Genomic DNA, 10,914 nt, shown 5'->3' with positions numbered 1-10,914 from the left:
AAGGATAAGGGACCATCAAGAACAACAGAGTTGATGACGCACAGCGTTGCCACCTGCACCACGCAGATCAGCTTCCGGCGAAATGATGGCGGCAGGGGCTCGCCCAGCGCCGGCACGAAATACTGCGCGCCGACGAAGAGATAGCGCATCAGCCCGATCAGCAGCACCCACCACCCGGCCTTGCCCAGCATCAAGGCCGCCTCCGACAGGACCAGAATGAGTAGCGCGTCGACCTCCATGTCGAAGCGCGCGCCAAGGGCGGATTCCTGCCCGAACCGCCGGGCGAGATAACCATCGAAGCCATCAAGAACGAAGGCCGTCACCACGAGCGCGATCAGGATCCAGACCGCCGATTGAGCGCCCATGTCGGCGGCGAAAAACACGAAGGCCGTCACCAGGCTGACGATCGCCGTCCGGATGGCGGTGATCGCGTTGGCCGCGCCGAAAGACCTGTGCGGATGATAGGGAAGGGCGCTGAGAACGACCGTGAAAATCGCAAACAGCAGCAGCGCCGCGAACATCACCGCCCACCGTCCGAGCATCAGGTGCGGGCCCAGCATCTGATAGAAAACCAGCGCGGCGACGAACACGACGCCCAGCACCAGAAACGCGCTGGCTTTGAGGTGCGGCGGCGGTGCGGGGCTCGGCTTGTCGGTCATGCGGCTCTCAGCGTTATTTCGTTGTCGCGAGCATTTCGGGGTCGAATATGTGATCGGCCTTCGACGCCTTGGTGCGCAGGTAATTCAGGTTCTCCGCGGTGATCTTGCCATGAGTCGGCATCCGCCCCACCACCTTTATGCCCGAGGCATTGATCGCCGCGATCTTGGTCGGGTTGTTGGTGTGCAGAACGACGCTCGATATGCCGAGCAGGCGCAGGATCGCGATCGCCGCCTCATAGCGGCGATGGTCGGGCTCAAGACCGAGCTCGGCGTCGGCATCGATCGTGTCGAGGCCCTGATGCTGATAGCCATAGGCCCTCATCTTGGAGCCGATGCCGGTGCCGCGGCCTTCCTGATCGAGATAGATCAGCACGCCGCCGCCTGCCGCCCTCAGATTGGCGAGGCCGTTGCGCAACTGGTCGCCGCAATCGCATTTCAGCGAGCCGCACAGGTCGCCGGTGAGGCAGGAGGAGTGAATGCGCACTGATACCGGACGGCTGAAATCCGGATCGCCGACGATGATGGCGATCTGATCCTTCTGCGCAAGCCCGCCGCGAAACACGGCAAACTGCGCATCGCCGAGGTCTTTGAGCGGAACCCGCGTGCGCACGACCTCGGTGAAGTCCTGGCGGGCGTGCCTGGCATCGGAAAGGTGGGCGCAGTCGAGCCCTTGACAGGCGTCGAAACGATCCTCGATGCCCTTGATTTCCGTGCAGACCATGGCCGGCAGCAGCAGCGCCATACGCGCCAGTTCCGCGGCGGCCGATAGGGCCGGATCGGCCTCGCGCCATTCTCCCGGCGCGCTGGCATCCAGCGCATAGGAAAGCCTGGCTGCGGCATCGAACGACATTGTGCTCGCCGGCACCGCGATGCCGAGGCTCGATGAAATGCCCAGGCAATGGGCCCGCTGCGCGGTCACGAACAGCGCGTGACGATCTTCACTTGCGGCCGCAAAGGCATCATAGGTCTCCGGCGCGGCGCAATCGAGCGCCAGCACGGCATGCTTTTTCTTGCCACTCTCCAGAATGACCGGGCGCCCGAAGCGCAGTTCGGCGACGGCCCGTTCGATCTCCATTGCCAGGGTGCAAACTCGAAAACTGAACCTATCCATCTGTTCCTGCGTTGATCTGCTATGTTGCACGCGTATGATTCCGCCGCCTGGCGGCATCATCGTTTTGTCTCAAAATCATCGACTCGTCCCGGTCCACAGACGGGCAGCGCGTCGAAGTCATTGGAACCTAATACGTAATTAGAGCGTAAGTGGATTGGTTCCAGTCGCACGCTGCGACTGGACTTTAACAAAAAAGTGTTCGCCGGAAGGAGCGTCGGGAATTGAAGGGAAGTTTTGGCGATGATGACCGCGCGGGCCACACGGCGCGGGCGCTCTGGTTCCCGGCGGCGCGGACCTGCGCGTTGCAAGCGGAGGAACTCGGCGTGGTCGACGACGGTTCGGTAATGCTCAGGACGCTTTTCAGCGGCATCAGCCGGGGCACGGAATCACTGGTTTTCAACGGTTTGGTTCCCGAAAGCGAGCGCGATCGCATGCGCGGACCGCATATGGCGGGCGATTTTCCGTTTCCGGTGAAATACGGTTATGCCCTGGTGGGTCGCGTGGAGAGTGGCCCCGAACATCTGTCCGGCCGCAACGTCTTTTGCCTGCACCCGCATCAAAGCGCGGCCGTCGTGGCCGAAGCCATGGTCACGCCGCTGCCGGGATCGCTGCCGCCGGAACGCGCCATCCTGGCCGCCAACATGGAGACGGCGCTCAACATTGTCTGGGATGCCGGAATCATGCCCGGCGACCGGGTGGCGGTGTTCGGTGCTGGCGTTGTCGGGGCGCTGACGGCCTTCCTCGCCACCGCGATCATCGGCACGGATGTCGTGCTGGTCGACCGCAATCCGGCGAGGCGGGCACTTGCCGACAGGCTCGGCCTGACCTTTGCCGAGAGCGGCGCGCTCGATGGTGAGTTCGATGTCCTGATCAACGCCTCTGCCTCCGGCGACGCGCTTGCGGAAGCGCTGGATCACGCGGGCTTCGAGGCCCGCCTCGTCGAGGCGAGCTGGTATGGCGACAGGCAACTGTCCGTGCCGCTGGGCGGGGCGTTCCACTCGCAGCGGCTTTCTATCGTCGCTTCACAGGTCGGCGCGCTGCCGCCCGCGCGACGCGCCCGCTGGACCTTCGTGCGGCGTATGGCCAAGGCCATCGCGCTCCTTGAAGACGACCGCCTCGATGCGCTGATCTCCGGCGAGACCGCGTTCGAGGACATCGCCGCCACCTATCCCGACATCATCGATGATCCGGAAACGCTCTGCCATCGTATCCGATACTAAAAAGAGAGAAGCCATGTTTGCAGTCGAAGTCCGCGATCACATCATGATCGCCCACAGCCTCCCCCGACCCGTGTTCGGTCCCGCCCAGGGCATGCACGGCGCGACATTCGTGGTCGATGCCGCCTTCTTCACCGAGGATGTCGATGATGACGGCCTTGCCGTCGATATCGGTGCGGCGACCGAAACGCTTGCCGAAGTGCTGAAGCCGCTTAACTATCAAAATCTCGATGAGGTCGAGGCCTTCAACGGCAAGATTTCGACCACCGAGGTGATCGCGAAACACATCTTCGACCAGCTCGCTGCCGCCGTTGGCGAGAACAAGCTCGGGCCGGGCAGCCACCGGATCGCGAAAATCCGCGTGACCCTCCACGAGTCGCACGCCGCCCGCGGCTGGTATGAGGGTGCGCTTTGACGGCCCAGCTTGTCTTTGCCTATCCCGGCGATCTTTCAACCAGAACCGGCGGCTATGGTTACGACCGGCGGATGATTGCCGGGCTGGAAGCGCTTGGCTGGGACCTGGAATTGCTGGCGCTCGGCGATGGCTTTCCCGCGCCGGAACTGGCGGTGAAGCAGAACGCCGAACGTCTGCTCTCGGCCCTGCCGGACGGGGCGCTGGTGATGATAGACGGGCTCGCCTTCGGCATTCTGGACGACTGGGCGACCCGCGAGGCCGGGCGTCTGCGGATCGTGGCCCTGGTGCACCATCCGCTGGCGCTGGAAACCGGGCTCGATGCCGATCGGCAGGCCGTCTTGCGAGAAAGCGAACGCGGGGCGCTCGCTCATGTCCGTCATATCGTGGTGACCTCGCAAGCGACGGCGCAAACGCTTGTCAGCGGGTTCGCGATACCGTCGGACGACATCACCGTCGCGCTTCCCGGCACGGATCCGGCGCCGGTATCAGCCTGCGATGGCGATCCGCCGCATATCGTCTCCGTCGGCTCTCTGATCCCGCGCAAGGCGCATCATGTGCTGGTCGATGCCCTGAAGCGGATCGAAGGCCTTCCCTGGAGAGCGACCATTGCCGGCAGCCGGGATATGGACGCGCCGACCGCGCGGGCGCTCGAACGGCAGATCGCCGCGCTCGGGCTCGACGACAGAATTCTGCTGGCCGGCGACTGCGACGACACCCGCGCGCTGCTTGCCGCGGCCGATATCTTCGCGCTCGCCAGCCGTTACGAGGGATATGGCATGGTGTTCGCCGAGGCGCTGTCGCAGGGCGTGCCCGTAATCGCCTGCCGCGCCGGCGCCATTCCCGACGTGGTGCCATCGGACGCCGGCATTCTGGTGCCCGTCGATGACAGCGCAGGTTTTGCCGAAGCCCTCGAAAGGATGATCACCGACAAGGCGCTACACGCCGAAATGGCGGCGGCGGCGCGGCGCGCGGGCGAGAGATTGCCGGGATGGGATGATACGGCGCGCACCATTTCCGCGGCACTGGAGGCGATCGCATGAGCGGCTTTGAAACCGAATGGCTGGCGCTGCGCGAACCGGCGGACAAAGCCGCCCGCGCGCCGGCTCTGATCGACACGCTGTCGCGCTATCTGCAGGCCATGCCGGCGCCGGCGATTGCCGATATCGGCTGCGGCACGGGCTCGACATGGCGCAGTCTGAAAAGCCATGTGCCGGAAGGCACAAGCTGGCTGCTGCTTGACCATGACCCGGCACTTCTCGAAGAAGCGGAACGCAGCATCGGAAACAATCAAGGCGTTGCCTTTCGACGCTTTGATCTCAACGATCTACAGGACCTGCCGCTAGAAGGCGTCTCAATGGTAACGGCCTCGGCGCTGTTCGATCTGGTTTCGGAAGACTTCTGCGTCGCTTTCTGTGATCGAATCGTCGCTCAAGGCTGCGGCCTCTACGCGGCGCTGAACTATGACGGCATCATACGCTGGTCGCACCGTCATCCGCTCGATGACGATATGGTCGAGGCCTTCAACCGTCACCAGCAGACCGACAAGGGCTTCGGTAGGGCGCTCGGCCCGGCGGCGGGCGCCTGTCTTGAGCGGCTGCTGGAAGCGAGAGGCTATCAGGTCGAGGAACTGCCAAGCCCATGGCGGCTGGATGGAACGGCGGCGGTCCTGCAGAAGGCCTTCCTGTCGGGACTCCGTCAGCCTCTCAGGGAGATGTCGTACCATTCAGACGCCGAGATCGAGGACTGGCTTGCCTTCCGCCTCGCCGCCATCGCCGCGCCGGAAAGCCGCTGCGAGGTCGGCCACACCGATCTCATTGCCCTTCCGGCTTGATAACTGGCTTGAGCGGGCAATCGAACAGGATGTCGCTGCCCAGACTGTAAACCTGTGCCTCTGGCCGAAGCGCGCTTGAAAGGCGTTCGATCGGGGACAGGGCAATTCCGCTCGGGCCCGAGCCGATGATCAGCGGCGAAACCGCGACATGAAGCCGGTCGACCAGTCCGGCCTCGATGAAGCGGGCAATCGTGCGCGCGCCGCCCTCGACCAGCACGCGCCGCAGCCCAAATTCCGACAGCGCCGCCAGCATCTCCTGCGGTGCGAGGCCGTTTCCCGTGGGGCGAAGACGAATGATCTCGGCATTCGGAAGATCGTTGCGGCTTGTCTCGGCGCTCTGAAAGACGATCACCTGCGCGCCGCCGTCATGGAGCAGGCCTTCCGACCCGGTAAGCCGCCCGTGGCAGTCAATGACCACACGCACGGGATCGGGGCCGTCGACAAGGCGCACGGAAAGGCGCGGATCATCGCAACTGACGGTGTTCTCACCGACTATGACGGCATCGACCAGTGCGCGACATCGATGCAGATGCGCCAGGCCCTCCGGCCCCGAAATGTCCCGCGCATCCCCCGAAGGCGTCGCCACCCGTCCGTCCAGAGACTGGCCGACCTGCGCCAGAACGAATTGCCCCGAGGCGGTAGCGATGGGCCCGTAGAGCGCGCCTGCGGGACCGGATAAGGGCGGTGCGCTTACAGCGCCGCGCCGTAACGCGAGAAGCAGCGCCCACAGATCGTCGGTCATTCTGATTGTTTGTATTGTCACCGCATCCTGTCCGGGCCTGTTCGGGGGTGTCGTCTCACACCGGGGAATCTCCCAAACAGCGATATCGCGTTTGGTAGCATAATGCACCAAGAACGCGGTGAGGCGTAAGACCGAAAGTGAAGTTCCTTCGGTAAAGCTATGATCCGTTTTCGGAGCATCAATCGTGATCCGAGCCGGTGTTTCGCAGCGTTCGGACTAAGGGGAGCCGAAAGCCGGCTCTCGATAGATCCCGGTTATAGCAGAACGTGCAAATGGTATTGGTAGCCGCAAGTCTGCATTGCTAATCGTCAATCCGATCACGGGATATCCATTCAACGACTATCATTGAGGGCATGGTCGCGCATTTTCGAAGACGATAGACAAATCCTCAAGCCTGGTTGCCTCCGTGTCCTTCCTACCTGATCTGAATACCAGCGTAGTGCGCCCTACATTGAAGGTGACCAATAGCTGGATGCACCTCCTTTCCCCTCTTCTCCGGCTTCGGCTCCTGGTGCGCCGCGGTGACATCTGGCTGGTGCTGATCGCGACGGCAGTAAGGGCGCTGGCTGGGCCTGCACAGGCGGCAATAGCAGCTTCGGCACGAAGCCACCGATTTCTGCGGTGAATGCTGCGTGCCTTCGCCTGCCGGTCAGGCAATCACGACGGCGCTCCGTGCAAGGGGAGATGCAGGCGCTCGGCGATGACGTCGCCGAACATATAGGGTCCGATGGTCCAGACCGCGGCCCACAAAAGCCCGCCGGCGATATTGGCGGCGAGAAAGGGCGGCCAGCGCATCCCCATGGAGCCCGCCGCGATTCCATTCAGTTGCCTCAGGATGACGACGAAGCGGGCGCCGGCAACGACCCAGGCACCGCGTTTCTCATAAAGGCCTTCGATCCATTTCTGGCGGTCCTCCGTCATGCCCACGAAGCGTCCATAGCGCAGGATCAGCGCCCGTCCGCCAAACCGGCCGATCAGATAACCGGTGCTGTCCCCCATCACGGCGGCGCAGACAACGACGAAGAAGATGCCCACGATCGATAGCTGTCCGTCTGCCGCCAGCAACGAAGCGCCGATCAATGCGCTTTCGCCCGGCATCGGCGCGCCGAGCGATTCCAGATAGATGATGATGAAGAGCGCGAGCAGTCCGTAGTGGTGGAGGTAAGGTTCGATGAAGGTGATCGAGTCTTTGATGAAATGCGCCATGGGACCTGCTTGCTTGAGACGCCGGCACGTACTTGAAAGCCGGTTTGGTTGGCCTTTGGTTGCTCGTGGCTCACCTTGCCCGATTTTCGTCCACGACGCCACAACCCTGTTTCGCCTGCGAGACCCACGGTCTGGCGCGAGCTTTTGCCGGCTTCCGATCTGGTGGCGATTTCCGACGCCCAATGTGGAAGGTTAACAAAAAGTAACCCGCACAAAAGACACGTTTCCCCAATAGCAGGGTCTCCCAATCCGGGCTCACCGGAATCATCTGTTTTGAATCGGAGTAAGAGCTTGACCAGGATTCTCTGTGTTTTCGGCACCCGCCCGGAGGCCATAAAGATGGCTCCGGTGGTCAATGTGCTGAAGTGTGATAGCGCTATCACAACTGAGGTTTGTGTTACCGGCCAGCATCGCAGCATGCTTGATCAGGTGCTGTCGCTTTTCGCAATCGAGCCGGATTTCGATCTTGCGGTCATGGCGCCCAACCAGGGGCTGAATGCGCTCAGCGCGAAGATGATCGCCGGTCTCGACCAGGTGCTTGAGCAGGCGCGGCCTGATGTCGTCCTTGTCCATGGCGATACGACCACGGCAATGGCGGCGGGCATTGCCGCCTTCCACCGCGGCATTGCCGTCGGGCATGTCGAGGCGGGGCTGAGAACCTATGATCTTTCGAAGCCCTGGCCCGAAGAAATGAACCGCCGCGTCATAGATGTCGTCTCGGCCTATCATTTCGCGCCGACGCTTTCGAGTGCGCGCAATCTCGCGGGCGAGCATCTTCAGGGCAGGGTCGTCGTCACCGGCAATACGGTGATCGATGCGCTGACGGAGGTTGCGGCCCGCATTCGCGGCGACGCGGCCCTCGGGGCCCGGCTGGACGCCGATTTTCCGTTTCTGGATTCTAAGCTGAAGACCCTGCTGGTCACCGGGCATCGTCGCGAGAGTTTCGGCGGCGGTTTCATCAATATCTGCAAGGCGTTGCGGGAACTTGCCCGGCGCGAGGACTTGCAGATCGTCTATCCCGTGCATCTGAACCCCAATGTCGCGGGGCCGGTCCAGGATATGCTGGGCGGCCTGAGCAACGTGCACCTGATCGCGCCGCAGGCCTATCTCGAATTCGTTTATCTGATGGAGCGGTCCCATATCATCCTGACCGATTCGGGCGGCGTGCAGGAGGAGGCGCCTTCGCTTGGAAAACCCGTCCTGGTGATGCGCGACGTCACCGAGCGACCGGAGGCGGTTGCGGCCGGTACGGTGAAACTGGTCGGAACCGATACCGCGAGGATCATGCGCGAGGTCGTGCACCTTCTGGACGATCCCCGAGCCCATGCGCTCCAATCCGCCGCGATCAATCCCTATGGCGACGGCAAGGCCGCGCAGCGCATCGTCGATACGCTTGCCGGACGCGCCGTCATTCCCTTCGCAGCGGAGGCTGCCCCGCATGCCCGCCCGCGCCACCTGCGCGCTGTTTCCTTGAGGACTGCCACGAAATGAAGAACACCAAAACCGCCCTGTCCAGGAACGCCATGATCGCCACCCTTCTTGCGGGCACGGTGGCGCCGGTCCTGCTGGTTCCGCAGGAGAGCCATGCCGGCGCCATCGCCGATACGCTTGCGGCCGGGACCAAGGATCGGGTGATCACGCGCAAGGTCACGCTGGAGGAACTCGGCATCGGCACGCCGGTGGCGCTTGGATCGACCGGGGCCGAACGCGATATCTATATTCCCGTTCCGGCGGGCGTCGAACTGATCGACCCCACGCTTAATTTCGAAGGCCGTTACCTGCGGGCGGATGGCGGACAGACCACCTATACGCTGTCGGCTGACGATCGCGTGCTGCTTGCGCGCTCGCCGACGGATGATGGCGGCGCGGCAGATACCAGCATCGGCATCGACGGCGCGGCCCGCGACAACGGTTTCGTTCATCTGAAGGTGAACTGGTCTTCCGCCACCGGGCAATATTATTGCGACGATGCGCGGCCGATCGGCAACATGCTCGAGATCGAGCCCGACACCTATCTGGAATATGGCTATGCCGCCTCCGCGGTGAAGGATATCAGCACGGCATGGTCGGCGCTTCCCACGGAGGTGACACTGCTGGTTTCGGGAAGCCGCCTCGACAAGAACAGCTATGACGCCGCATGGCGCCTCGGAACCGCGCTGCAGCGCGACGGCAAGACCGTCAGGACCATCGCCCTGCCGAAGGTTGGCGACCGGATCGACACCGCCGCGCTGACGGTGCCGCCATCGCTTGCCGGCGTTCCGGCGTTCAAGAGCCTTGCGGGCGGCGGCGAGGTGCAGATTGCCAGCGAAGCCGAGATCGGCGCGCTGATGCTGCTCGACGCCCCGCAATTCAGCGCCGATATTGCCGTTGCCGACGGCGCGATGGCTGAGCAGTTGAAAGCCGCGCTCGATGCCGTTTCGGCGGAAATCGTCGCCGCCGATGGCGCCGCTTCCGCTGCTGTCGCGACCATCCGGCAGGATTTCAACGCGCTTGGCCAACCCGTCGGCTCGCAAACCGTCGGGCTGCGCACGCTTTCGGGCCGGCCGGTCATCGCGGTTGCGCCGGATGCGGCCAATGCCGCGGTCGGCCTGTTCGATACGTTATGGCGTCAGTCGGCGGTGTCGGGAGACCTTACGCTTGCCGCTGCGGCGATGCCGCCGGGGGCGGGCGACGCCATTGCGCTCGGTGCGCTCGGCAAGGCGCCAAGTCAGCTTGATGTCGTTGCACGGGGCGATTGGTCGACGCAATTCGACCTCGGCACGGCTGCGCCCGGAAAAGTGCCGAGCCACCTCGAGCTCAATGTCTCGGCGGCTCCCGGCGCGACGGCGACACGGCCCGTCGCCTCGGTTTCGATCAACGGCTATCTGCTGGGCGCGAAGCAATTGAAGGCCGACGGTACGCCCGAACAGATTTCAGTCGCCATACCCGCCTATACGCTGCTGCCGCGCAATGTCATCAATGTCGAATTCCAGCGCCAGCCCGCGAGCGACCACTGTCGTGAAGTTCCGCAGGCCTATCCCGTCGCGGTGCTGCCGGATAGCCGCGTCGTGTTCAAGGACGCGCCCGCCGCCGATGGTTTCACCACGCTTGTGGCGAAGCTGGCGGGCGACAGCGAGGTCGCCGTGCCGGCGGCATGGCTCGACGATGCGCTGGAGACGCTGCCGACGGTGATGGGCGTGGCCGATGCCGCGGGCATCGCGCCGGCGCGCGCCGAATTCGCGGTCGTCGATACGGTTACGGCGCCGGTGCCTGACAAGCCCTTCCTGTTCTTCGATATAGCGCCCGAAAAGGGTGCGGATCGCGTCAGCGTCACGGGCGACAAGATCACGATCGACTCCGCGCGCGGCGAGCGGCTTTTCGATGCCGCCGGGCTTTCGGACGTTTCGGTCGCCGAGGCCGTGCTCGACCAGAGCCAGCCGGGCCTTTACTATCGCACGGTCGGCGCCGGGGCCGATCTTGGCAAGCCGTTCAGCTTCGGCCGGGGCGATGTCGCCATCATCGGCGAAAGCGGTGTTCTGACGGCGCTGAATGCCAGTGGCAGCACGGTCTATGCCGCCTCCGGTGCGCCGCTCGACGAAAGCAACGGGTCGACGCTGCGTCTGATCACGAGCCCGAAATTCTGGCTGGAGCAGGCGCCATGGGCGCTCACCACGCTGATCATCGGCGGCTTCATCGTTCTTGTCCTGCTGGCCGGTATCGCGCGCCGCAGGAACCGGGACAAGCGGGACTAGGC

10 protein-coding genes are annotated in these 10,914 nt (G+C 63.7%); 6 read left to right on the top strand and 4 right to left on the bottom strand.

Annotated features, from left to right (window positions below; genetic code table 11):
* Positions 1 to 659: CDP-alcohol phosphatidyltransferase family protein (locus tag K7H91_RS16270; protein WP_230721313.1), on the bottom strand; the 659-nt coding region annotated here is incomplete at its 3' end.
* Between the two features lie 13 nt (positions 660 to 672).
* A complete protein-coding gene (ribA, locus tag K7H91_RS16265; protein WP_230721312.1) occupies positions 673 to 1,770 on the bottom strand; it encodes a GTP cyclohydrolase II RibA in 1,098 nt (365 codons plus the stop codon).
* A 221-nt stretch (positions 1,771 to 1,991) separates the two neighbouring features.
* On the opposite strand from ribA, the gene K7H91_RS16260 reads away from it, so the two are divergent.
* The 4 genes from K7H91_RS16260 to K7H91_RS16245 are packed head-to-tail and all read left to right on the top strand — an operon-like array spanning position 1,992 to position 5,233.
* Positions 1,992 to 2,990, top strand: a complete 999-nt coding sequence (locus K7H91_RS16260; protein WP_230721311.1) for a zinc-dependent alcohol dehydrogenase — start codon at positions 1,992 to 1,994, stop codon at positions 2,988 to 2,990.
* Positions 2,991 to 3,003: 13 nt separating this feature from the next.
* Positions 3,004 to 3,402: a 6-pyruvoyl trahydropterin synthase family protein gene (locus K7H91_RS16255; protein WP_230721310.1), complete on the top strand. Its 399-nt coding sequence runs from the start codon at positions 3,004 to 3,006 to the stop codon at positions 3,400 to 3,402.
* Positions 3,399 to 4,442: a glycosyltransferase family 4 protein gene (locus K7H91_RS16250; protein ID WP_230721309.1), complete on the top strand. Its 1,044-nt coding sequence runs from the start codon at positions 3,399 to 3,401 to the stop codon at positions 4,440 to 4,442. The genes K7H91_RS16255 and K7H91_RS16250 overlap by 4 nt, the downstream gene beginning before the upstream one ends.
* Complete coding sequence (locus K7H91_RS16245) at positions 4,439 to 5,233, top strand: methyltransferase domain-containing protein (RefSeq protein ID WP_230721308.1); 795 nt, start codon at positions 4,439 to 4,441, stop codon at positions 5,231 to 5,233. The genes K7H91_RS16250 and K7H91_RS16245 overlap by 4 nt, the downstream gene beginning before the upstream one ends.
* Here K7H91_RS16245 and K7H91_RS16240 read toward each other — a convergent pair.
* A complete protein-coding gene (locus K7H91_RS16240; protein WP_230721307.1) occupies positions 5,214 to 5,996 on the bottom strand; it encodes a RibD family protein in 783 nt (260 codons plus the stop codon). The genes K7H91_RS16245 and K7H91_RS16240 overlap by 20 nt on opposite strands.
* Positions 5,997 to 6,632: 636 nt before the next feature.
* Positions 6,633 to 7,157, bottom strand: a complete 525-nt coding sequence (locus tag K7H91_RS16235) for a DedA family protein (protein WP_230721314.1) — start codon at positions 7,155 to 7,157, stop codon at positions 6,633 to 6,635.
* Positions 7,158 to 7,472: 315 nt separating this feature from the next.
* Here K7H91_RS16235 and wecB point away from each other — a divergent pair, with 315 nt between their 5' ends.
* Together wecB and K7H91_RS16225 are read left to right on the top strand one after the other, a co-directional pair.
* Complete coding sequence (gene wecB / locus K7H91_RS16230) at positions 7,473 to 8,672, top strand: non-hydrolyzing UDP-N-acetylglucosamine 2-epimerase (protein WP_230721306.1); 1,200 nt, start codon at positions 7,473 to 7,475, stop codon at positions 8,670 to 8,672.
* Positions 8,669 to 10,912, top strand: coding sequence for a cellulose biosynthesis cyclic di-GMP-binding regulatory protein BcsB (locus K7H91_RS16225; RefSeq protein ID WP_230721305.1), 2,244 nt, complete (start codon positions 8,669 to 8,671; stop codon positions 10,910 to 10,912). Before wecB ends, K7H91_RS16225 begins: the two co-directional genes overlap by 4 nt.
* The last annotated feature ends 2 nt before the right edge of the window (positions 10,913 to 10,914 follow it).

The sequence above is a fragment of the Martelella mediterranea genome (genome assembly GCF_021021415.1).
GTDB lineage: Bacteria > Pseudomonadota > Alphaproteobacteria > Rhizobiales > Rhizobiaceae > Martelella > Martelella mediterranea_C.
Note: the sequence above shows the minus strand (reverse complement) of the source record. Positions and strands in the feature narration are given on the sequence as shown.